This is a genomic window from Streptomyces sp. NPDC047974 (assembly GCF_040653375.1).
In the GTDB taxonomy this organism is placed as follows: Bacteria; Actinomycetota; Actinomycetes; order Streptomycetales; family Streptomycetaceae; genus Streptomyces.
Window position 1 is genome coordinate 405545 of record NZ_JBEZNU010000001.1, and the last position, 20304, is coordinate 425848.

Below are 20304 nucleotides of genomic sequence, written 5' to 3' on the forward strand. Positions count from 1 at the left end.
GGGAGCACGTACTGATGGTGAGTGTGGAGACGTCTCTGAAGGAGGCGATGACCTCCATCGAGGGGAGCGTGGGGGCCGCGCTGGTCGACTACACGAGCGGCATGGCGCTCGGCACGCTGGGCGGGGGCAAGGACCTCGACCTGAGCGTGGCGGCGGCCGGCAACACCGACGTCGTCCGGGCGAAGCTGCGGGCGATGGAGATGCTGGGCATAGAGGAGGGCATCGAGGACGTCCTGATCACCCTCGACACCCAGTACCACCTCATCCGGCTGATCAAGGGGCGGGGCAACAACGGCCTGTTCCTGTACATCGTCCTGGACAAGAGCCGCGCGAACCTGGCCATGGCGCGGCACCAGCTGAAGCGGATCGAGGCGGGCCTGGAGCTGTAACCGTCCTCCTGACACCCGGCTCCGCACGCCCACTACTTGAAGAAATCTTCAAGTCGACACATCCGAAAGTGACGCAGTCGAGGGCGGGCGGAAGCCGGGGCACGGGAGGATGGGCGCCGTCACCAGAGGTCGGAACGTCGGGGAGAGTCGTCGTATGCAGGTGCCGCTGTACCAGGCCAAGGCGGAGTTCTTCCGCATGCTCGGACATCCGGTCCGTATCCGCGTCCTGGAACTGCTCCAGTACGGCCCTCTTCCCGTACGCGAGCTGCTCAAGGACATCGACGTCGAGCCGTCCAACCTCAGCCAGCAGCTGGCCGTCCTGCGCCGCTCGGGGATCGTGGTCTCCGTCCGCGACGGCGCCACCGTCAGCTACGCGCTCGCCGGCGGCGACGTCGCCGACCTCCTCAAGGCCGCGCGCCGCATCCTCACGGAGCTGCTCGTCGGCCAGAGCGAGCTCCTCGCGGAACTCCGCCACGCCGAGGACGCCACGGTCCCGCCCGCGCCGCGCGGCTGACCGGACACGGCGCTCCCGCCGCCCTCGCATGTCAGGGGCGGGTTCCGGCGCTTCCTGGGAGCGGGGGATTTCTCCGTGCGTACAGCGGGAAGTCACGGAACGGTCGTGGGGTGGTGGTTCTCGGGCGCTCTTCTTGTGGCGCTCCGCGCCGGTCCACGGCCGGCGCCCGGTTCCCGTATCCGCTCGTCCTCCGGAGGCTTCCCCCATGGCCGATCTCGATCGTCGCAGGTTCCTTCAGCTCGCAGGTGGTGCCGTCGCGTTCAGCGCGCTCTCCGAGTCCATCGCCCGGGCCGCGGCGATCCCCGCGCAGGGGTCCACCGGCACGATCCAGGACGTCGAGCACATCGTCGTCCTCATGCAGGAGAATCGTTCCTTCGATCATTACTTCGGAGCGATGAAGGGCGTCCGCGGCTTCGGCGACCCGCGCCCCGTGACGCTGCCGAGCGGGAAGTCGGTGTGGAACCAGGCCGACGGCTCCAAGGTCACGCTGCCCTTCCGCCCGGAGAGCGCGAAGCTCGGGATGGAGTTCCTCCAGGGGCTCAACCACGACTGGGCGGGTGGCCAGAAGGCGTTCAACCACGGGCGTTACGACCAGTGGATTCCGGCCAAGACCAAGGCGACGATGGCGCACCTGACCCGGGACGACATCCCCTTCCACTACGCGCTCGCCGACGCGTTCACCATCTGCGACGCCTACCACTGCTCGTTCATCGGCTCGACCGACCCGAACCGCTACTACCTGTGGTCGGGTCACACCGGCAACGACGGCACCGGCGGCGGCCCGGTCCTCAACAACGCCGAGGCCGGATACGGCTGGAAGACGTACCCCGAGCGCCTGGAGGCGGCCGGGATCTCGTGGCGGGTCTACCAGGACATCGGCGACGGCCTGAACGCGGCCGGCTCCTGGGGCTGGATCAACGACGCGTACCGCGGCAACTACGGCGACAACTCGCTGCTCTACTTCAACACCTACCGCAACGCCCAGCCCGGGAACCCGCTCTACGACAAGGCCCGCACGGGCACCGACGCCAAGGCGGGCGAGGGGTACTTCGACCGGCTGCGCGCCGACGTCCAGGCCGGGCGGCTGCCGCAGGTCTCCTGGATCGCCGCCCCCGAGGCCTTCTCCGAGCACTCCAACTGGCCCTCGAACTACGGCGCCTGGTACATAGCCCAGGTCCTGGACGCGCTGACCTCGAACCCGGACGTGTGGGCGCGTACGGCGCTGTTCATCACGTACGACGAGAACGACGGCTTCTTCGACCACGTCGTCCCGCCGTACGTCCCGGCCTCGGCGGCGCAGGGCCTGTCGACCACGCCGACGGCGCTGGACCACTTCCCCGGGAAGACGGGGTACGTCGCCGGGCCCTACGGCCTCGGCCCCCGCGTCCCCATGATCGTCGTCTCCCCGTGGTCCACCGGCGGCTACACCTGCTCCGAGACCTTCGACCACACCTCGGTCATCCGCTTCATGGAGAGCCGCTTCGGCGTCCAGGAGCCGCAGATCTCGCCCTGGCGGCGGGCCGTCTGCGGCGACCTGACCTCGGCCTTCGACTTCGGCCTCAGCCGGCCGCAGCCGGTCGCGCTGCCGTCCACCGCCGGCTACTACCCGCCGGACCGCGACCGCCACCCCGACTTCCCCGCCACCGCGCCGGCCGTCGGCACGATGCCGCGCCAGGAGCCCGGGGCGAAGCCGACGCGTCCGCTGAAGTACGCCCCGTACGTGGACGGCGCCGCCGACACCACGGCGGGCACCTTCCGGCTCGCCTTCAGCGGCGGCCCGTCCGCCGGCGCCCAGTTCTACGTGACGTCCGCGAACCGCACCGACGCCCCCTGGACGTACACGACCGAAGCGGGCACGTCGATCGCGGACACCTGGAACACCAAGTACTCCAAGGGCACCACCGACCTCACCGTGCACGGCCCCAACGGCTTCCTGCGCCGCTTCCGCTCGCCGGGGAAGACCGCCGTCCCCGAGGTCACCGCCCGTCACGACGCGGCCGGCTCCCTGCGCCTCACCTTCACCAACGCCGGTGCCACCACGACCGTGACCCTCGTCAACGCCTACGCGGGCGGCCCGCAGACGCTGACGGTGGCCCGCGGCGCGACCGTCACCCACACCGTGCCGCTCGCCGACTCCGGCCGGTGGTACGACGTCACGGTCACCTCGCCCGCCCACACCGACTACGTCCGCCGCCTGGCCGGGCACGTGGAGACGGGCGCGGAGGGCGTGACGGACCCGGGCATCCTCACGTACTGACCCACCCGGGGCGGCACGCGCGCACCGTGTGCCGCCCCCTCGGTGGTCAGTGGCCGAGGGCGTCGATGCCCGCCTGGGCGAACTGCTCGTCGAGGAGTCCGCTGGGCGCGCCGGCGACGCCGATGCCGGCGATCGGGGAGCCCTGGTACCGGATGGGCAGGCCGCCGGCGAGGAACAGGGTGCCCGGGATGTCGGCGAGCGTCGGGGTCTGTTCGAGGCGGCCGACGAGCACCGACGTCGGGGCGTTGAACGACGCGGCGGTGTACGCCTTGCGCTGCGCGGACTCGTACGTGTGGGGGCCCGCGCCGTCGCCGCGCAGCACGACGATCGCGTTGCCGCTGCGGTCGAGGACGGCGACGCTGACCCGCTGCCCGGCGGCGGCCGCCGCCGCGAGCGCGGCGCGCGCGGCCTTCTCGGCGGCCCGTTCCGTCAGGTGCGCGGTGGTGACCACGTTCTGGGGCGCGACGCCGTCGCCGGTCGTCGGTCGTCGGCGCGACGCACGCCGCAGACCGGCAGGGGGCGTCGCCCGCCGCCTGCGCGGGGACGGCCAGGCCGAGGCCCAGGCCGATCGCCATCAGGGTGCCGCAGGCTGCGGCGCGTACACCCGGCGTGGATCTCTTCACGGACTCTCCCGGCTCGTTCGCGGCGGCCGGCGGGGCGCGGGCCGCCTTCGTAGCGGCATTGCAGCGTCGCCGGGGCCGCGCGCCGGGCACCGACACGCCCCGCTGGGCCGGACGGCCGAAGTGCCCCGCCGGGCGGTGGGGCGCGGTCGGTCAGCGGCTGTCGCGGAGGCGGAGCAGGTACGTCGCGGTCAGCGCGACCGCGGGGTCCTCGTCGTGCGTGAGGCCGGTGAGGGCGCGGCCGGCGGCGGGACCGGGGATGTCGGCGAGGGCCTGGGTGAGCCGGCCCCTGGCGGCGGGCCCGGTGGCGGCGTCGGCGAGGCGGGCGAGGAGCCCGGCCGCGAGCGCGTCGCCCGTGGTGTCGTCGGTGGCCAGGGCGGCGAGCGCGTCGGCCGCGTCGGTGTCGTTCCGGCCGTCGACGACCATCGCGACGAGCGTGGGAACCGCGTCGGCGTCGCCCCTGTTGCCGAGCGCGAGGGCCGCCTGGCCTCCGACCACCGGGTCGGAGTGGGCGAGGGCGGCGCGGAGCAGGGCGGTCGTCCCCTCGCCGGGGAGCCCGGCGAGGGCGCGCACGGCCCGTTCGCGTACGGCGGCCTCCGGCGAGTCGAGCCCCTGGGCCAGAAGGGCCGGGCCGCCGTCGCCCGAGCGCGCGAGGGCCCAGCGGAGGGCGCCCGCCACATTGGGTTCCGTCTCGCCGAGCGCGGCCTCCACCAGCGCCTCCACGGGTACGGGGACCTCCTCGGCCGCGGCGAGCGCGGCGCGCTGGCGGGTGTCCTTGCTCGCCGAGCCGAGGGCCTGGAGCAGCGCCACGACCCGCAGGGCGTCGTCCCAGCCGGCGGGTTCGGTGGCGTCGATGCGGCGCAGCCGGGTGAGCAGTTCGGTCTCGGCCGCGATGCGGGCGCGGGTCTGCTCGATGAGGTCGCCGACGAGGCGCCCGGGGGTGAAGCCGGGGTCGTCGAGGGCGCGGCCGATCTCCCGCAGCGACAGCCCCAGCGAGCGGAGGCTCTCGATGTGGAAGATCCGCCGGATGTCCTCGTCGCGGTACTCCCGGTACCCGGAGCCGGTGCGGTCCGAGGGCCGCACCAGGCCGAGCTTCTCGTAGTGCCTGAGCATGCGGGCGCTGACGCCGGAGCGACGCGCCACCTCACCGATCAACACGCCCTAGTGTCCCTCCCCCGGGGCCCCGTCGAGCGCCACGACCCGCTTCGCCTCCTCGATCGCGTACCCGAACCCGGTGTCGGGGTCGTGCAGGATCCGCCGGGTGGCGAGGGCGTGGGCGCGTGCCTGCGGGTCGGGGGCGGACGCCGCGGTGTCCAGGACCGGCAGGATCGCGTCGCCGAGTCCGATCAGGGCCCGGCTCAGGCTGAGCTGCGTCTCCTGCCCGCCGCGTCCCAGCTGGGTGGCGAGCACGGCGGCGAGGGCGGGCTCCTCGCCGTCCGGGACGAGCAGGACGGCCGTCCGCCAGGCGGCCCTGGCGACCTCGTCGTCGGGGTCGGTGAGGTGCTCACGGGTGATCGCCGGCCAGGCCCGACGGTCGCCGATCTTGGACAGGGTGTGCAGGGCCTGGCTGCGTGCCCGGGCCCGCTCCGCACCGAGCTCGCCGAGCACGCGGGGCAGCGTCAGGGACTCCGGGTGCCGGGTCAGGGCCCAGGTCAGCATGTCGCGCACGAAGAACTCGGGCTCGACCGCGCACCGCTCGACGAGCGCGTCGACGAAGCGCGCGTCGGGCGTGGTGCCGACCGCCAGGGCGGCCTTGAGCCGCACCGACGGGCGGTCGTCCGCGAGCGCCCGGAGCGCGCGGCGTACGTCAGGGTCCTGATACGTCGTGGTCATCGGGACCACCTCCTCGCCCGGCAGTCAAAGGCTTGTCACCGTGTCAAGGTCAAGCGCGCCGCCGGCCCCCTCCGGCCCGGGGGACGGTCACTGGGGCAGCGGGCGGTCGTCGACGACGTGCTTCATGACGAGGGTGGAGGTGAGGCGCTGGACGCCGGGGAGGCGGGCGAGCCGCTGGTCGTAGAGCTCCTGGAAGGCGGGCAGGTCGGCGGTGGCGACGCGCAGGAGGTAGTCGGGCTCGCCGAAGAGGCGCTGGGCCTGGAGGACGTGGGGGACGGCCGCGACGGCCTCCTCGAAGGCGGTGACGGTGTCGGGGTCCTCCCAGCGGAGGGTGGCGAAGACGAGCGCCTCGAAGTTCAGGCCGACGGCGGCCGGATCCACGACGGCGCGGTAGCCGCGGATCGCTCCGGCGCGTTCGAGGTCGCGCAGCCTGCGGTGGCAGGGCGAGACGCTGAGCCTCACGCGGGCGGCGAGCTCGGTGACGGTCAGACGGCCGTCCTGCTGCAGCTCCGCAAGAATCTTCCGGTCCATGGCATCCATGGAGAAGATTCTCCCCCGATGGGCTCCTCAGTGGGGTAAAGAAGGGAATACTTTCGGGCACTTCTTGCCTAGCCTTCCTCACGTCATACGGCACGTGAGAGGGCTCGGACCATTGGACACGACGACACTGGCGGCCTTCCTGGCCGTGGACCTGCTGCTGGTCCTCACGCCGGGCGCGGACTGGGCGTACGCGATCTCGGCCGGACTGCGCGGACGGTCGGTCGTCCCCGCCGTCGCCGGGCTCGTCGCCGGATACGCCGGATACACCCTGCTCGCCGTCGCGGGCCTGGTCGTCCTCGTCGCGAGCTCACCGGCCGTCCTCACCGCGCTGACCCTCGCCGGCGCCTGCTACCTCGTCCGGCTGGGCATCGGCGTGCTCCGGCAGCCGGCCGTCCTGACGGTCTCCGACGAGGCCGCGGGGGCGTCGAGGGCACAGCTCGCGCTGCGCGGCATGGGGATCAGCGGCCTCAACCCGAAGGCGCTGCTGCTGTACTTCTCGCTCTTCCCCCAGTTCATCGACCCGGCGACGGGCTGGCCGGTGGCCGCGCAGACCGGTCTCCTCGGCTCCCTCCACATGACCGCCTGCGCCGTCGTCTACCTCGGCGTCGGCGTCCTCGCCCGCACGGTGCTGCGCGGCCGGCCCACCGCCGCGCGCGCGGTGACGCGCGTCTCCGGCGTCATGATGATCGCCATCGGCGCCCTGCTGCTGGCCGAGCACCTGGCGGGCTGACGGGCCCGCCCCTCACCGCCCTCCGCCCCCCGTCCTCCGCCCCCCGTCCTCCGTCCCCGTCCTCCGCCCTCCGCCGCCCGCCTCCGTCATGCTGTGCGGGTGTGGACGAGGAGGACGGCGCGCGCGTCGAAGGTGCGCGTCCCGGCGAGCGTGAGCGGGGTGCGGGCCTCGGCCGGGTGGAAGGCGGGGCGGCCGCCGCCGAGGAGGACCGGGTGGACGACGACGTGGTACTCGTCGATCACGCCGTGCCCGGTGAGGTGGGCGGCGAGGTCGGAGCCTCCGAAGAGGACCAGGTCGTGGCCGGCCTCCTTCAGGGCCGTCAGTTCCTCCGCCACGTTCTCGGAGAGGACGCGGGTGTTGAACCCGGCCTCGCCCGGAGAGCCCTCGCCCAGGGCGCCCTCGCCCAGGGTGCGGGAGACGACGATCTTGGGCGCCTTGCGCCAGACCGGCGCGAAGGCCAGGTCGTGCGGGTCCTGCGAGTACCGCTCGGCCTGCGGCCAGAAGCCCGACATCAGGTCCCACACCTTGCGGCCGTAGAGGAAGACCGTGCCCTCCGGGGTCAGTTCCCGCGAGTGGGCGGAGAGTTCGGGTCCCATCTCCGGCCAGTCGAACTCCCCGTTCGGGCCCTCGATGTAACCGTCGAGGGACTGGTGCACGAAGTGGATGAGCTTGCCCATGATGTCGACCGATCCTCGCGTGTACGCCGGTGCCCCTGCGACACCGTCGCCCTTGGGTCGGAGCCGCGAAGGCGGTCTCGACATCCGGCGCGGCACTTTCTCGGGAAATTTTCCCGGGGCATGCCCGCGGACTCCTCCCCGACGCGTCCGGCACCCGCCTCGCGGGCCCCGAAGGCCTGGTCAGGATCGTGTGGAACCCCCTGGTGAGCCGGTGTGCGCCCTTCCGCGCCGGTCGCACCTCATGGTGGGACAACGTCGGCGCGCGCTCGGCGGAACCGGTGAATCCGGCCCCGGGTATGTGGGTCCGACACGTGCGCCGGGCACGTTCCCGCCAGCGGTTCTCGCAGTCGAGAGGGATGGGCATGACGAGCCACGCCACCGAAGCCTTACTCGAAGACCTCCTCCACCGGGCCCTGCTCGCCACGGACACGGGCGAGCGCTGGGCGACCGGGTCCGACGACATGTGGTGCCGGGTGACGCCCCTCGACGGGGAGCAGCGCCCGCAGGGCTGGAAGCTGCACGTGTCGGCGACGGCCGCCTCCGCGCCCACCGTCCTCCTGAAGTCCCTGGAAGTGCTGCTGCCGGACGCGTCGGGATTCAAGTTCGCCCGCTCGCTGGAGCGGGTCGGCGCGCTCAACTCGCGTGCCACACCGCGCGGCAGCTCCGGGAAGTTCCTGACGGTGTACCCGCGTTCGGACGCCGACGCGGCCCGTCTCGCCGCGGAGTTGCACCGCGCGACGGCCGGCCTCGCCGGCCCCCGGATCCTCTCCGACCAGCAGTACGCCGCCGACAGCCTGGTCCACTACCGGTACGGCGCCTTCGTCGGCCGGCGGCGGCTCTCGGACGACGGCCTGCTGGTCTGGTACTTCGAGGACCCCGACGGCAATCCCGTGGAGGACCGGCGCACCGGGCGGTACACGCCCCCGGAGTGGGCCGTGAGCCCCTTCCCCGCCCCGGCCCACGTCCCCTCCCCCGCCCCGGCTCCCGCCGCGCCAAGCCCCGTGGTGGTCGGCGACCGGTTCGCGGTGCGGGAGGCGATCCGGCACACCAACAAGGGCGGGGTGTACCGCGGCAGCGACGTCCGCACCGGCCTGGCCGTCGTCATCAAGGAGACCCGCCCGCACGTGGAGGCCGACGCCTCCGGCAGCGACGTCCGGGACTGGCTGCGCGCCGAGGCCCGGACGCTGGAGAAGCTGCGGGGCTCGGGGCTCGCGCCGGAGCCGCTGGCGCTGTTCGAGCACGCCGGGCACCTGTTCCTCGCGCAGGAGGAGGTGCCGGGCGTCCCGCTGCGGACCTGGGTGGCCGAGCGCTTCCGCGACGCCGGCGGCGAGCGGTACGGGGCCGAGGCGACGGCCCAGGTCGCCCGGCTCGTCGACCTGGTGGCCGCCGCCCACGCACGCGGCTGCGTGCTGCGCGACTTCACGCCCGGCAACGTGATGGTCCGCCCCGACGGCGCCCTGCGCCTGATCGACCTGGAGCTGGCCGTCCTCGCGGACGACGCCGCGCTCCCGACCCGGGTGGGCACGCCCGGCTTCAGCGCCCCCGAGCGCCTGCTCGACGCGCCGGTCTCCCCGACGGCCGACTACTACAGCCTCGGCGCGACCGTGTGCTTCGTCCTCGCCGGCAAGGTGCCGAACCTGCTGGCGGAGGAGCCGCACGACCGGCCGGCGGAGGAGCGGCTCGCGGAGTGGCTGGACGCCTGCCGCGTCTCCGTACGACTCCCGGACGGGATGCGGGAGTTGATCCTCGGTCTGATGCGGGACGATCCGGACGCGCGCTGGGACCCGGCCAGGGCCCGCGAGGCCCTCGGGCGGATGGCCGGCGGGCCGGCGGCGCGCCCTTCGCGGCCGTCCTCGCCCGGGTCCGCCCCGGCCCCGGCCGACGACGTGCTCAGGAGCGCCGTCGACGGGATCGTGCGGCACCTCGTCGACACGATGACGCCCGAGGACGACCGGAGGCTGTGGCCCGTCTCGACCCTCGCGGGGGAGACCGACCCGTGCACGGTGCAGCAGGGCGCCGCCGGTGTCCTCGCGGTGCTCACGCGGTACTTCGAGCTGACCGGCGACCCCCGGCTGCCCGGACCGCTCGCCGCCGCCGGGCGCTGGATCGCCGACCGCAGCGACCCGCGGTCCGCCCGTCCGGGCCTGCATTTCGGCACCGGCGGCACCGCCTGGGCGTTGTACGAGGCCGGGCGGGCCGTCGAGGACCGGGCGCTCGTCGACCACGCCCTGGCCCTGGCGGTGGCCCCGCAGCGGCCGACGCCCAGCCACGACATCACCCACGGCACGGCCGGCAGCGGCATGGCGCGCGCGCATCTGTGGCGGCGCACCGGCGATCCGCGTCTCGCCGCGCTGGTCGGCGAGGCGGCCGACCGGCTGGCCGACGCGGCCCGGCACGAGGGGTCGGGGGTGAGCTGGCCCGTGCCGGCGGAGGCCGTCGCCCAGGAGGCGGGCAAGCGCTACCTCGGCTTCGCCCACGGCTCGTCGGGCATCGGCTGCTTCCTCCTCGCCGCCGCGTCCGTCACCGGCCGCCCGGACCACCGGGAGCTGGCCGTGGCGGCGGGCGAGCACCTGGTGGCGCACGCGGTGGACGTGGGCGGCGCGGCCCAGTGGCCGGCCCAGACGGGGGACGTGCCGACGGCTCCGTACTGGTGCCACGGCTCGGCGGGCATCGGCTCGTTCCTGGTCCGGCTGTGGCGGGCGACCGGGGACGACCGGTACGGCGACCTCGCCCGCGCCGCCGGCCGGGCGGTCGTCGAGCGGGCCTCGCGCGCCGCGCTCACCCAGTGCCACGGCCTGGCGGGCAACGGCGACTTCCTCCTCGACCTGGCCGACGCCACCGGCGACCCGGTCCACCGGGCGCGGGCCGGCGACCTGGCCCGCCTCCTCGTCGCCGAACGGTCCGTGCGCGGCGGCCACGTCGTCTTCCCCAACGAGTACGGGGAGGTCTCGACGGGCTGGAGCGACGGCTCCGCCGGAATCCTGGCGTTCCTCCTGCGGGTGCGCCACACCGAGCCCCGGCACTGGATGGTCCAGCCGCCGGTCTGAGCGACGGCGGACACGCCGCCGTCGCACCCAGAGGAACAGCGCAGCAAAGAAACACGACACACCACGAAGAAGGAGAAGACCATGGAGAACAAGGACCTCGACCTCCTCGCCCGCCTGCACGCCCTTCCGGAGACCGAGCCGGTCGGTGTCGACGGCGCGGCCTTCGGCGCCACCTGCGAGTGCGTCGGCCTGCTGACGCTCCTCAACACCGTCTGTATCGGTATCAGCTGCGCGTAGCCCGCGTCGCCTCCCCCGGTCGGTGGCTGTCCCGGGACAGCCACCGGCCGGGGCGAGGCCCCGGCCCGCCCGCCCGGCCCCACCGACGAGGACGAGACCATGCCGCTGCACCCCGGTGACCACGACTCCCCCCGCACCGCCGCCGCGCGCCCCACACCGTCGGCCGGCCCCGTCCCCTCCGCCATCCGCACGCGCGGCCTCGTCAAGAGCTTCCGGGGACCGGACGGCACCCCCACGCACGCGGTGCGCGGGCTCGATCTGGACGTGCGCCAGGGGGAGACGTTCGCGTTCCTCGGCCCCAACGGCGCCGGGAAGTCCACGACCATCGCGATGCTCTGCGCCCTCACCCGCCCCACCTCCGGGTGCGCGACGGTGGCGGGCGCCGACGTGCTCACCGAGCCCGACCTGGTACGGAGCAGGGTCGGGCTGCTCTTCCAGCACAGCGCCCTCGACACCGACCTGACGGCCGAGCAGAACCTCCGCGTCCACGCGCGCCTGTACGGGCTCCCCCGCGGCGAGGCCCGCCGCCGCACGGCCGAGGCGCTCGACGTCGCCGGTCTGTCCGACCGGCGCCGCGCGCCCGTCCGCACCCTGTCGGGCGGCATGCGGCGGCGTCTGGAGCTCGCCCGCCAGCTGCTGCACTCGCCCGGCGTGCTGTTCCTCGACGAGCCGACCACGGGCCTCGACCCGCACGCCCGCGTCCTCGTCCGGGACCACCTGCGGACGCTGCGCGACCGGCACGGCAGCACGCTCTTCGTCACCACCCACTATCTCGACGAGGCGGAGCACTGCGACCGTCTCGCCATCGTCGACCGGGGCCGGCTGGTGGCGCAGGGGACGCCGCACGAGGTGAAGGCGGCGATCGGGGACGACCGGGTGGCGCTGCGCACGAGCGACGACGCGGGCGCGCGGCGGGTCGTCGCCGCGCTCGCCCCGCCCGGCCGGCCCGTCACGGTCGACGGGGACGGCCTCTGGCTGCGCGTGCCCGAGGGCAGTACCTGGATCCCCCGCCTGTGCGCGGCGCTCGGCTCACACGGCATCGCCGTCCACGCCGCCTCCGCCACCCCGCCCACGCTCGACGACGTCTTCTTCCACCACACCGGCCGCAGCATGACCCCGGGGGAAGGGAACGGCCGATGACGACCCTCACCGGCACAGGCACAGGCACAGGCGCGGGCGCGGGCGCGGCCACGACCGCCCGGCCCGGCACCGGACTCCGGCACGAACTGCGCGCGGTGCACGCCCTGGTCCACCGCGATCTGCTCCGCCTCGCCTGCCAGCGGGTCCCCACCGCGCTGATGCTGCTCCACCCGGTCCTGTACCTCTTCATCCTGGGCGGCGGCCTGGCGGCGCTGATCCCCGCCGCCTCCCTCGGCGTCGGCTACCGGACGTACCTCTTCCCGGGAATGCTGATGATGACCGTGCAGACCCCGGCGATCATGGTCGGGATCCGGCTGATCACCGACCGGCAGAGCGGCTACCTCCGCGAACTCCTCATGGCCCCCGTGGGCCGCGCCACCCTCCTCCTCGGCAGCTGCGCCGGCGGCACGCTGGTGGCGACGGTCCAGGGCGCGGTGCTCCTCCTCCTGGCGGGCACGGTGGGGATCCCGTACGACCCGGTGCTGCTCGCGCTGCTGCTCGGCGGCATGGTCCTCGCGTCGTTCGCCATCACCGCGCTGTCCCTGGCGCTGGCCGTGGGCCTGCGCGCTCCGGAGACCTTCCACACGCTGCTCGGCCTGGTGATGATGCCGCTCCTCTTCCTCTCCGGCGGCTTCTTCCCCCTGACGTCCCTGCCCGGTTGGGCGCAGGCCCTGGCGGCGGCGAACCCCCTCGCGTACGGCGTGGACGTCCTGCGCCGCTCGATCGCCCTCCGGGCGCCGGAACAGGCGGCGGCCGACGGCCTCGCCTGGGCCGGCCACCAGCCACCGCTCCTCCTCGAAGCGGGCCTCCTCCTGGCGGTGGGCGTGACGGCCCTCCTCTGGGCGGCCCGCCGCTTCGGCCGCCCGGAGTAGCCGGCCCGACCGGGTGCGGGTCCCCGTCCGCGCCCGGGTCAGCCGTACCGGGCCGCCAGGGTCCGGGCCGTGGCGGCGATGCGGTCGCGGAGGGCGGGCGGGGCGAGGACCTCGACGTCCGTGCCGAGGGCGAGGAGGGTGGCGTGGGCGTGGTCGGGGGTCTCGACGGGGAGGGTGGCGCGGGTCCAGCCGTCGGGTTCGGGGACGCCGTTCTCGGCGAGGGCGCGGGCGGCGGCGCCGGTGAGCCGGGCGGCGCCGCGCGGGGAGATCCGGACGACGGCCTCGCCCTGGTGGAGGCGGGCGTGGAAGTCCTCCTGGCAGGCCCGCCAGTGCGCGGCGAGGTCGAAGCCCTCGGGGCGGTCCGCCTCCTCGTCGGTGACGGTCAGGTCCAGGATCCGGTCGACCCGGTACGTCCGCGGTCCCGGCCCGGCGACGAGGTACCAGCGGCCTGCCTTGAGCACCAGGCCGTACGGTGCGAGGCGCCGGTCGACGTCGGTCGGCTCCTTCCAGCGCCGGTAGCGGACGGCGAGCACCCGCCCGGCGCGGACGGCCTCGGCGACCTGCGGCAGGAAGCGGGTGTCGTCGTCCTCCGCGTACCAGCCGGGGGCGTCGATGTGGAAGCGGGCGCGCAGCCGGTCGACGTGCTCGCGGAGCGGGGCGGGCAGCGCGGCACGCAGTTTCAGCTGGGCGTCGGCGAAGTGGGCGCCGAGGCCGAGTTCCTCGGCCGCGCCGGGCAGCCCGGCGAGCACGAGCGCCTCGGCCTCGCGCGCGTACAGGCCGGTGAGGCGGGAGCGGTGGCCGGCGAGCAGCCGGTAGCCGCCGCGGTGCCCGGCGTCGCCGTAGAGCGGCACGCCCGCGGTGTGCAGCGCCTCGACGTCCCGGTAGACGGTGCGGACGGAGACCTCCAGCTCCTCGGCGAGCTCGGTGGCGGTCATCCGGCCGCGGGTCTCCAGGAGCAGAAGGATCGTCAGCAGTCGGCTCGACTTCACTGACACAAGGTGTCAGTGAAGTCCTCCTACAGTCCAGCCATGGCTTACGCGGAGAAGCACCTCATCGCCCTGGAGGCCGTCGGGATCGGCGGCCGGCACGTCAAGCGCTACCACGTCACGGCCGACCCGGACGGGATCGAACCGGAGGTGGAGAAGGCCGCCTACGCGCTGCTCCCCGAGCTCCTGCCGGAGCCGGACGGCACCCCGGCGGCGAGCTTCGCCGTCCTCCACCGGGGCGACGACACCGGGGCGTACCTCAACGTCTACAGCTGGGCGTGGGACAACGTGCTCCACTTCGCGGGCGCCGCGGCCGGCCAGCCCGCGCTCGATTGCCCCGACACCGACCCCACCCACTTCGTCCGCCTCACGGGCACGGCCCGGGACCGCTCGTGGATCGGCTGCGTCTGGGAGCTGGCGCCGCTCGCGCACGAACGCGCCGCCTGGATCCGCCACGTCCTCGCCCCCGACACCCCGGACCTCCCCGCGTACCTCGCGGACGCGCTCCGCTCGGGCACGACGGACTAGCTCATCCCGCAGGACGCGAGCTTCGCCGTGTCCCCCTTCCCGGGGGTCATCAGGGTGAGGGGCTCGGTGACGACGCGGGAGCCCCTCCGCACCCGGACGTCGACCGTGCCGACCGTCAGATCGGGGAACTCGACGGCGTGGACCCGCCGCCGGCCGTCCGCCATGACGCCGACGTCCTTCACGGGGACCGGTACGCCGTCGCAGGTCACGGACTCGACGGTCTCGTGCTCGGCGCCGAAGACCACGTTCCAGCCGACGGCCGCCATGGCGACCAGGCGGACGAGCCGGGGCTTCTCCCCCACCGGCGGCGTGTGGGGAGCCGAGGCGCAGGCCACCATGGTCATTCCGACGGCGGCACCGTGGCAGAACCGGCCGTCCGGGGTCTCCCAGACGAAGAGCGCCCCGCCGGTCGACTCGGCGGCGACCAGCAGTCCCTGGGGACCGGGCGCGTTGCGTCCGGTGGCGGCGGCCCGCATCGTCTCGCCCGCTGCGGCGACGGCGTCCTCCACGCTCCCGATGGTGGTGGTGGCGCCGGCGGACGGCGTGGGGCTCGGCGACGCCGTTGCGGACGCCGACGCCGTCGGCGTCCGCGCCGGGCTCTCCGTGCCCGCGCAGGAGGTCACGGCCAGCACCACGCATGCCAGGAGAGCGCCGGCTCTCGACCCTCGCACCATTCCCCCGCCTCCGGTCCGGCCCGCCTCGACCACAGTGGTCCCCTAGTCTGCTCCGCATGATCGGAAAGCTGCAATGCGTGGTGCTGGACTGTCCCGACGTCATGGAACTCGCCCGTTTCTACGCGTCGTTGCTCGGGGGCGAGGTCAACCGGCCCGATCCCCGGTGGACGCTCGACGACGACTGGGCGACGCTGCACGGGGACGGCGGGCTCGTGCTGGCGTTCCAGCGGGTGGCCGCGTACCGGCCGCCTCGCTGGCCGGATCCCGTCCACCCCCAGCAGTTCCACCTCGACCTGGGCGTGGCGGATCCGGAGCGGGCCGGGGCGGAGGTCCTCGCGCTGGGGGCGACGCTCCTCGACGGCGGTGACGGGAAGCGGAGTTGGCGGGTGTACGCGGATCCGGCGGGGCACCCGTTCTGCCTCGTGCGGGACTGAGCGCGCCGTTCCCCGGGGCGGGCGCGGGACCGGCGGACCCGTGACGAGTTCCGGACAGGAATTTGCGATTCCGCATGGGGGGCGCGGGAGCGGGGAGCCATGGCGTGTCCGTTGTCGGCCGATTCACCCCGCGAGGAGCCGCCATGTCCGTGCCGTATCCCCCGTCGCCCGACGAGCCGGTGTTCGCCGCCGACTTCGGCTCGCCCTCGCAGTGGGTCGCCGGGCGTTCCTGGGCCTATCCGGACGGCGGGCCGGTCAACCCGCTCGACAACAAGCTCGACCACCTCGTGGACGATCCCGCCTACTGCCGCTCGGGCGTCTTCCGGGCGACCCGGCGGCCCGACGGCCTGTGGGACAGCGGGCTGCTGACGACCGAGGGCAGCGAGGAGGCGTTCGAGGTCCGGGCGGGGGACGTGCTGGAGGCCCGGGTGCGGCTGCCGTCGGAGACGGGGGCCTGGCCGGCGATCTGGACCTGGCGCGACGGCGGGCAGGAGATCGACGTCTTCGAGTACCACCCGGACAACCCCGACCTGCTGGAGCTCTCCAACCGCGTGCGGGGCACGCATCACTACCACCGTTCGCCCGACGTCCGGCCCGGGGGGTGGGTGGAGCTGCGGACCGAGTTCGGGGCGCGGTCCGTGGTGTGGTGGGTGAACGGCACCCGGGTCTTCGCAGACGGCCGGGGCGTCGGGCGCTCCTGGCACGCCTGCCTGATCGTCAACCTCTCGGTCTGCGCGGGCCGTTACCACCCCGCGCCCGATCCCGGGACGACCGAGATGTCCTTCGAGGTGGCGGATCTGCGGGTCTTCCGGAGCCGCGGGTGACGGAAACCGTGCCCCGGGCCTGCCCGGCGGGCCTGGGTGCCCCGCGTCAGGCCCTGGTCATTCCGCGGGCCGCGGCGCGCCGCGCCGCCTCGTCGCCGGCCAGGAGGGCCAGGGCCTCCCGGGCGCGGGCCGGGGCGGTGGTGGCGGCGAGGACGGCGGCGCCGAAGAGCGAGGTGATGGCCGTGTCGCCGGGCAGGGGGCCGAGGACGGCGACGCCCGGGAGGTCCATCAGTTCGCTGTGCTGCTGGAAGGCCAGATCGGCCCGGCCGGAGGCGAGGAGGCTGCCGGCGGGGACGCCGGGCGGAGCCTGGACCAGGCGGTCGGCGAGGGTGTCGGCCAGGGCGAGACGGTGGAGCAGGTCCAGCAGGGCCGTGCCGCTGGGGCCGGTGGAGTAGGCGATGGCGGTCGCCGAGGTGAGGGCGGTGCGGAGGTCGTCGACCGTGTCGAAGGCCGGGGCCGGGGCGTCCGCCGGAACGGCGGCGACGACCGGGGAGACCCACAGCGGGCGGGCCGTTCCCGGCACCACGTGTCCGTCCCGCTCCAGGGCGGTCACCGCGTCGGCGGCGAGGACGAGGAGGTCCGCCTCGGCGCCCTCGCGCACCCGGCGCGCGATCTCCACCCCGCCCGCGGACTCGAAGCGCATCCGCGTCCCGTCGGCCAGGCGGAGGTGCGCGCCGAGCTCCGCGAGGACCGGGCGGGTCGCCATCGAGGAGAGTCCTACGAGTTCTCGGTGCATGTCGAGGCCTCACGTCGTCGCGTCGGGATCGGGATCGGCATCGGGAGAGGAGCGCGGCCGGCGGCTCGGGCGGGTCTGCGAGACTGGCGGCGTGAGCACGACCCGGAGCACGGCGGCAGGCAAGGTACTGGAGGTGCTCGCGGTCTTCGACCGTGAGCACCCGGCGCAGACACTATCCGAGATCGCCCAGCGGACCGGCCTGGCCCTGAGCACCGCGCACCGGGTGGTGAGCGAGCTGGCCGCGTGGGGAGCCCTGGAGCGGGGCGAGGACGGGGCGTGGCACGTGGGGCTGCGGCTCTGGGAGATCGCCTCGGGCTGTCCCCGGACGCAGATCCTGCGCGACGTGGCGCTGCCGTTCATGCAGGACCTCTATGAGGTGACGCACGAGAACGTGCAGCTCGCGGTGCGCGAGGGCACCGAGCTGGTGTTCGTGGAGCGGATCGCCGGGCACCGGTCGGTGGAGCTGCTCACCGGGGTCGGGACCCGGTTCCCCGTGGGGGCGACGGGCATGGGGCGGGTGCTCCTGGCGCACGCCCCGAGGGACCTCCAGGAGGAGGTCCTGGGCGCGCCGCAGCGGGCGTGGACCCCGCACACCGTCACCGATCCGAAGACGCTGCGGGCGCAGTTGGACCGGATCCGCCGGGAACAGGTCTTCGTCAGCGACCGGCAGTTGTCGGAGAGCACGGTGGCGGTCGCCGCGCCGGTGCGGATCGGACGGTCGGGGCCGGTGGACGCGGCGCTCGGGATCGTGGTCACGGCACAGGGCGCCGACCGGGCGCATCAGCTGCGCGAGCCGCTGCTGCGGGCCGCGTACGGGATCTCCGACGAACTCGGCAGGCGGACGCGGACGACGGAGTGAGTTCGGGACCGGCTTCCGCCTGACGGAAACGCCGCAGACCGGGGGCAGGCCAGGCTGGCAGCGTTCGGGCCGTTCCGAACCGTTCGGATCGCTCACACCTGCTGGGGAGATGCCATGGCCGACGTCCCCGACGTCCCCGACGTCCCCGTCGACTCCGTCGTCCCGGTCCCGGTCGCGGTGGTCGGCGCGGGGCCCGCGGGCCTCATGCTGACGCACCTCCTCGGCCGCGCCGGGATCGAGACGATCGCGCTCGACACCCGCACCCGCCACGAGATCGAGACGACCCAGCGGGCCGGGATCCTGGAGGCCGACGTGGCCCGGGACCTGGTCGACACCGGGGTCTCGGACCGGATCCTGCGGGAGGGGTACGAGCACGAGGGCGTCGAGCTGCGGTCGGCGGGGCGCGCGTACCGGATCGACTTCCGGGAGCTCGTCGACGCGTCCGTGTGGCTGTACCCGCAGACCGACGTCTTCACCGACCTGGCGGACGCCCGCGAACGCGACGGCGGCACGGTCCACTTCGGGGTCCGCGACACCGAGGTCCTCGACGTCACCACCGACGCCCCGCGGGTGCGCTACACGGCGCCGGACGGGACCCGGCACGAGATCCGGGCGCGGTACGTCGTCGGCGCCGACGGCTCGCGGAGCATGTGCCGCGACCTGGTGCCGGAGGACCGGCGGGTGCGGTACGGCAAGGAGTACCCCTTCGCCTGGTTCGGGATCCTCGCCGAGGCGCCGATGAGCGCGCCCGAGCTGGTGTACGCGCACTCCGAGCACGGATTCGCGCTGATCAGCCAGCGCACGGAGGCCGTGCAGCGCATGTACTTCCAGTGCTCCCCCGACGACACGCCCGACGCCTGGTCCGACGACCGGATCTGGGAGACGCTCCAGGCGCGGGTGGCCGGCGAGGACGGCTTCCGGCTGGAGGAGGGGCCGATCACCGAGAAGACGGTGCTGCGGTTCCGCTCCTTCGTGCAGGAGCCGATGCGCTGGGGTTCGCTGTTGCTCGCCGGGGACGCCGCGCACACGGTGCCGCCGACCGGCGCGCGTGGGCTCAACCTGGCGCTGCACGACGTGAAGGTGCTCGCCGACGTGCTGCCGCGGGCGCTGGGCGTGGCAGGTGAGGCCGCGCTGGAGGAGTACCAGCCGCGCGCGCTGCGCCGGGTGTGGCGGGCGCAGAACTTCTCGTACTGGATGACCCGGCTGCTGCACACCGGGCCCGGGTCCTCCGCCTTCGACCTGCGGCGGCAGCTCGGCGAGCTGGAGAACGTGGTGGGGACGCGCGCCGGACGGACGTATCTGGCCGAGCAGTACACCGGCTGGCCCACCCGCGAGCGCTGAACCCGCCGACCACGACGAGCACGAGGCTTCCCCATGATCATCGACTGTCACGGTCACTTCACCACCGCCCCTCCGCAGCTCGCGGAGTGGCGCGACCGCCAGATCGCCGCCGTCGAGGGCCGCGGCCCCTCCCCCGACCCCGCCGAGTTGGTCATCACCGACGACGAGCTGCGCGCGGCGATCGAGGGCAACCAGCTGCGCCTGATGGACGAGCGCGGCAGCGACCTCACGGTCTTCTCGCCGCGGGCCAGCTTCATGGCCCACCACATCGGCGACTTCGCCGTCTCCTCGGCGTGGGCAAGGATCTGCAACGACCTGGTCCACCGGGTGAGCACCCTCTACCCCGACCGGTTCGCCATGGGCGCGATGCTGCCGCAGTCCCCGGGCGTCGACCCCGCGACCTGCCTGCCCGAACTGGCCCGTGCGGTCGAGGAGTTGGGCGCCGTGACGGTGAACCTCAACCCCGATCCGTCGGGCGGCCGTTGGACCGCCCCGCCGCTGACCGACCGCAGCTGGTACCCGCTGTACGAGGCGATGGTCGCGTACGACATCCCGGCGATGATCCACGTCAGCACCTCCTGCAACCCGGCCTTCCACACCACCGGCGCGCACTATCTGAACGCCGACACCACGGCGTTCATGCAGCTCGTGCAGGGCGACCTCTTCGCCGACTTCCCGACGCTGCGGTTCGTCATCCCGCACGGCGGCGGCGCCGTCCCCTACCACTGGGGCAGGTTCCGCGGCCTCGCGATGGCGCTCGGCAGGCCGGACCCGGAGGCGCTGCTCGACAACGTCTTCTTCGACACCTGCGTCTACCACCAGCCCGGCATCGACCTCCTCACGCGGGTGGTGCCCAGCCGGTCCGTCCTCTTCGCCAGCGAGATGATCGGCGCGGTCCGCGACGTCGACCCGCGCACCGGCCACCACTTCGACGACACCAAGCGGTACGTCGACGCCACCCCGCACCTGTCGGACGCGGAACGCGCCGCCGTCTACTCCGGCAACGCCCTGCGCGTCTACCCCCGACTCGCCGCCCGACTCGCCGCGGCCGGCCGCTGACCCCACA

At 74.2% G+C, this 20304-nt stretch carries 21 protein-coding genes and 1 pseudogene; 14 read left to right on the forward strand and 8 right to left on the reverse strand.

The features are described 5' to 3' along the window. Window positions 1-14 precede the first annotated feature (14 nt). The 3 genes from AB0E19_RS01760 to AB0E19_RS01770 all read left to right on the forward strand — a co-directional run bounded on the left by AB0E19_RS01760 (window position 15) and on the right by AB0E19_RS01770 (window position 3160). Entirely contained in the window at window positions 15-389 is a 375-nt protein-coding gene (locus AB0E19_RS01760; protein ID WP_362171502.1) for a hypothetical protein, read from the forward strand. Window positions 390-543: 154 nt separating this feature from the next. Beyond that, on the forward strand, window positions 544-903 hold the full coding sequence (locus tag AB0E19_RS01765; protein WP_362171505.1) for a metalloregulator ArsR/SmtB family transcription factor: 360 nt from the start codon (window positions 544-546) through the stop codon (window positions 901-903). A gap of 205 nt (window positions 904-1108) precedes the next feature. Continuing rightward, window positions 1109-3160 carry a phosphocholine-specific phospholipase C gene (locus AB0E19_RS01770; RefSeq protein WP_362171508.1) on the forward strand — a complete coding sequence of 684 codons (2052 nt, stop codon included), beginning with the start codon at window positions 1109-1111 and terminating at the stop codon, window positions 3158-3160. A 46-nt stretch (window positions 3161-3206) separates the two neighbouring features. On the opposite strand, the pseudogene AB0E19_RS01775 reads toward AB0E19_RS01770, so the two are convergent. From AB0E19_RS01775 to AB0E19_RS01790, 4 genes and pseudogenes are all read right to left on the reverse strand, one after another. Beyond that, window positions 3207-3623, reverse strand: a pseudogene (locus tag AB0E19_RS01775) (heme-binding protein); the annotation flags it as partial. Window positions 3624-3933: 310 nt separating this feature from the next. Beyond that, window positions 3934-4938: a HEAT repeat domain-containing protein gene (locus AB0E19_RS01780; protein WP_362171511.1), complete on the reverse strand. Its 1005-nt coding sequence runs from the start codon at window positions 4936-4938 to the stop codon at window positions 3934-3936. Window positions 4939-4941: 3 nt separating this feature from the next. Further along, window positions 4942-5613 carry a HEAT repeat domain-containing protein gene (locus AB0E19_RS01785; RefSeq protein WP_362171514.1) on the reverse strand — a complete coding sequence of 224 codons (672 nt, stop codon included), beginning with the start codon at window positions 5611-5613 and terminating at the stop codon, window positions 4942-4944. An 87-nt stretch (window positions 5614-5700) separates the two neighbouring features. Continuing rightward, the gene (locus AB0E19_RS01790; RefSeq protein ID WP_169092188.1) at window positions 5701-6153 is read right to left on the reverse strand and encodes an Lrp/AsnC family transcriptional regulator; all 453 of its coding nucleotides are present in this window, start codon (window positions 6151-6153) and stop codon (window positions 5701-5703) included. 112 nt (window positions 6154-6265) lie between these two features. Here AB0E19_RS01790 and AB0E19_RS01795 point away from each other — a divergent pair, with 112 nt between their 5' ends. Continuing rightward, on the forward strand, window positions 6266-6883 hold the full coding sequence (locus AB0E19_RS01795) for a LysE family translocator (protein WP_362171518.1): 618 nt from the start codon (window positions 6266-6268) through the stop codon (window positions 6881-6883). Window positions 6884-6969: 86 nt separating this feature from the next. On the opposite strand, the gene AB0E19_RS01800 is transcribed toward AB0E19_RS01795, so the two are convergent. Then, window positions 6970-7560: a dihydrofolate reductase family protein gene (locus AB0E19_RS01800; protein ID WP_362171521.1), complete on the reverse strand. Its 591-nt coding sequence runs from the start codon at window positions 7558-7560 to the stop codon at window positions 6970-6972. A 362-nt stretch (window positions 7561-7922) separates the two neighbouring features. Here AB0E19_RS01800 and lanL point away from each other — a divergent pair, with 362 nt between their 5' ends. The 4 genes from lanL to AB0E19_RS01820 all read left to right on the forward strand — a co-directional run bounded on the left by lanL (window position 7923) and on the right by AB0E19_RS01820 (window position 12856). Continuing rightward, window positions 7923-10607, forward strand: coding sequence for a class IV lanthionine synthetase LanL (gene lanL, locus AB0E19_RS01805; RefSeq protein ID WP_362171524.1), 2685 nt, complete (start codon window positions 7923-7925; stop codon window positions 10605-10607). An 81-nt stretch (window positions 10608-10688) separates the two neighbouring features. Then, window positions 10689-10844 carry a VenA family class IV lanthipeptide gene (locus tag AB0E19_RS01810; RefSeq protein WP_362171527.1) on the forward strand — a complete coding sequence of 52 codons (156 nt, stop codon included), beginning with the start codon at window positions 10689-10691 and terminating at the stop codon, window positions 10842-10844. Between the two features lie 99 nt (window positions 10845-10943). Then, on the forward strand, window positions 10944-11984 hold the full coding sequence (locus AB0E19_RS01815) for an ATP-binding cassette domain-containing protein (protein ID WP_362171530.1): 1041 nt from the start codon (window positions 10944-10946) through the stop codon (window positions 11982-11984). After that, window positions 11981-12856: an ABC transporter permease gene (locus AB0E19_RS01820; RefSeq protein ID WP_362171533.1), complete on the forward strand. Its 876-nt coding sequence runs from the start codon at window positions 11981-11983 to the stop codon at window positions 12854-12856. Before AB0E19_RS01815 ends, AB0E19_RS01820 begins: the two co-directional genes overlap by 4 nt. Window positions 12857-12894: 38 nt before the next feature. On the opposite strand, the gene AB0E19_RS01825 is transcribed toward AB0E19_RS01820, so the two are convergent. After that, window positions 12895-13845 (reverse strand): WYL domain-containing protein, encoded by a 951-nt coding sequence (locus AB0E19_RS01825; RefSeq protein ID WP_362171536.1) that lies wholly within the window; start codon window positions 13843-13845, stop codon window positions 12895-12897. Between the two features lie 39 nt (window positions 13846-13884). On the opposite strand from AB0E19_RS01825, the gene AB0E19_RS01830 reads away from it, so the two are divergent. Continuing rightward, window positions 13885-14370 carry a hypothetical protein gene (locus AB0E19_RS01830; RefSeq protein ID WP_362171539.1) on the forward strand — a complete coding sequence of 162 codons (486 nt, stop codon included), beginning with the start codon at window positions 13885-13887 and terminating at the stop codon, window positions 14368-14370. On the opposite strand, the gene AB0E19_RS01835 is transcribed toward AB0E19_RS01830, so the two are convergent. After that, window positions 14367-15005 (reverse strand): hypothetical protein, encoded by a 639-nt coding sequence (locus AB0E19_RS01835; protein ID WP_362171542.1) that lies wholly within the window; start codon window positions 15003-15005, stop codon window positions 14367-14369. The two genes, AB0E19_RS01830 and AB0E19_RS01835, sit on opposite strands and share 4 nt — an antisense overlap. 95 nt (window positions 15006-15100) lie before the next feature. Between AB0E19_RS01835 and AB0E19_RS01840 the strand changes: the two genes are divergently transcribed. Then, window positions 15101-15478, forward strand: a complete 378-nt coding sequence (locus AB0E19_RS01840) for a VOC family protein (protein WP_362171545.1) — start codon at window positions 15101-15103, stop codon at window positions 15476-15478. Between the two features lie 143 nt (window positions 15479-15621). Then, window positions 15622-16302: a beta-glucanase gene (locus AB0E19_RS01845; protein WP_362171548.1), complete on the forward strand. Its 681-nt coding sequence runs from the start codon at window positions 15622-15624 to the stop codon at window positions 16300-16302. Between the two features lie 46 nt (window positions 16303-16348). On the opposite strand, the gene AB0E19_RS01850 is transcribed toward AB0E19_RS01845, so the two are convergent. Continuing rightward, window positions 16349-17008 (reverse strand): substrate-binding domain-containing protein, encoded by a 660-nt coding sequence (locus AB0E19_RS01850; protein WP_362171551.1) that lies wholly within the window; start codon window positions 17006-17008, stop codon window positions 16349-16351. Between the two features lie 121 nt (window positions 17009-17129). Here AB0E19_RS01850 and AB0E19_RS01855 point away from each other — a divergent pair, with 121 nt between their 5' ends. The 3 genes from AB0E19_RS01855 to AB0E19_RS01865 all read left to right on the forward strand — a co-directional run bounded on the left by AB0E19_RS01855 (window position 17130) and on the right by AB0E19_RS01865 (window position 20297). Beyond that, a complete protein-coding gene (locus tag AB0E19_RS01855) occupies window positions 17130-17897 on the forward strand; it encodes an IclR family transcriptional regulator (RefSeq protein ID WP_362171554.1) in 768 nt (255 codons plus the stop codon). 114 nt (window positions 17898-18011) lie between these two features. Next, complete coding sequence (locus AB0E19_RS01860; RefSeq protein ID WP_362171558.1) at window positions 18012-19238, forward strand: 4-hydroxybenzoate 3-monooxygenase; 1227 nt, start codon at window positions 18012-18014, stop codon at window positions 19236-19238. A gap of 33 nt (window positions 19239-19271) precedes the next feature. Next, window positions 19272-20297 carry an amidohydrolase family protein gene (locus tag AB0E19_RS01865; protein WP_362171561.1) on the forward strand — a complete coding sequence of 342 codons (1026 nt, stop codon included), beginning with the start codon at window positions 19272-19274 and terminating at the stop codon, window positions 20295-20297. Window positions 20298-20304: the final 7 nt, after the last annotated feature.

Excerpts from the sequence above, each read along its gene's own strand:
- AB0E19_RS01760 (WP_362171502.1), top strand. The coding sequence starts at position 15 with ATGGTGAGTGTGGAGACGTCTCTGAAGGAGGCGATGACCTCCATCGAG.
- AB0E19_RS01765 (WP_362171505.1), top strand. The coding sequence starts at position 544 with ATGCAGGTGCCGCTGTACCAGGCCAAGGCGGAGTTCTTCCGCATGCTC.
- AB0E19_RS01770 (WP_362171508.1), top strand. The coding sequence starts at position 1,109 with ATGGCCGATCTCGATCGTCGCAGGTTCCTTCAGCTCGCAGGTGGTGCC.
- AB0E19_RS01785 (WP_362171514.1), bottom strand. The coding sequence starts at position 5,613 with ATGACCACGACGTATCAGGACCCTGACGTACGCCGCGCGCTCCGGGCG.
- AB0E19_RS01790 (WP_169092188.1), bottom strand. The coding sequence starts at position 6,153 with ATGGATGCCATGGACCGGAAGATTCTTGCGGAGCTGCAGCAGGACGGC.
- AB0E19_RS01800 (WP_362171521.1), bottom strand. The coding sequence starts at position 7,560 with ATGGGCAAGCTCATCCACTTCGTGCACCAGTCCCTCGACGGTTACATC.
- lanL (WP_362171524.1), top strand. The coding sequence starts at position 7,923 with ATGACGAGCCACGCCACCGAAGCCTTACTCGAAGACCTCCTCCACCGG.
- AB0E19_RS01810 (WP_362171527.1), top strand. The coding sequence starts at position 10,689 with ATGGAGAACAAGGACCTCGACCTCCTCGCCCGCCTGCACGCCCTTCCG.
- AB0E19_RS01815 (WP_362171530.1), top strand. The coding sequence starts at position 10,944 with ATGCCGCTGCACCCCGGTGACCACGACTCCCCCCGCACCGCCGCCGCG.
- AB0E19_RS01820 (WP_362171533.1), top strand. The coding sequence starts at position 11,981 with ATGACGACCCTCACCGGCACAGGCACAGGCACAGGCGCGGGCGCGGGC.
- AB0E19_RS01830 (WP_362171539.1), top strand. The coding sequence starts at position 13,885 with ATGGCTTACGCGGAGAAGCACCTCATCGCCCTGGAGGCCGTCGGGATC.
- AB0E19_RS01840 (WP_362171545.1), top strand. The coding sequence starts at position 15,101 with ATGATCGGAAAGCTGCAATGCGTGGTGCTGGACTGTCCCGACGTCATG.
- AB0E19_RS01845 (WP_362171548.1), top strand. The coding sequence starts at position 15,622 with ATGTCCGTGCCGTATCCCCCGTCGCCCGACGAGCCGGTGTTCGCCGCC.
- AB0E19_RS01850 (WP_362171551.1), bottom strand. The coding sequence starts at position 17,008 with ATGGCGACCCGCCCGGTCCTCGCGGAGCTCGGCGCGCACCTCCGCCTG.
- AB0E19_RS01860 (WP_362171558.1), top strand. The coding sequence starts at position 18,012 with ATGGCCGACGTCCCCGACGTCCCCGACGTCCCCGTCGACTCCGTCGTC.
- AB0E19_RS01865 (WP_362171561.1), top strand. The coding sequence starts at position 19,272 with ATGATCATCGACTGTCACGGTCACTTCACCACCGCCCCTCCGCAGCTC.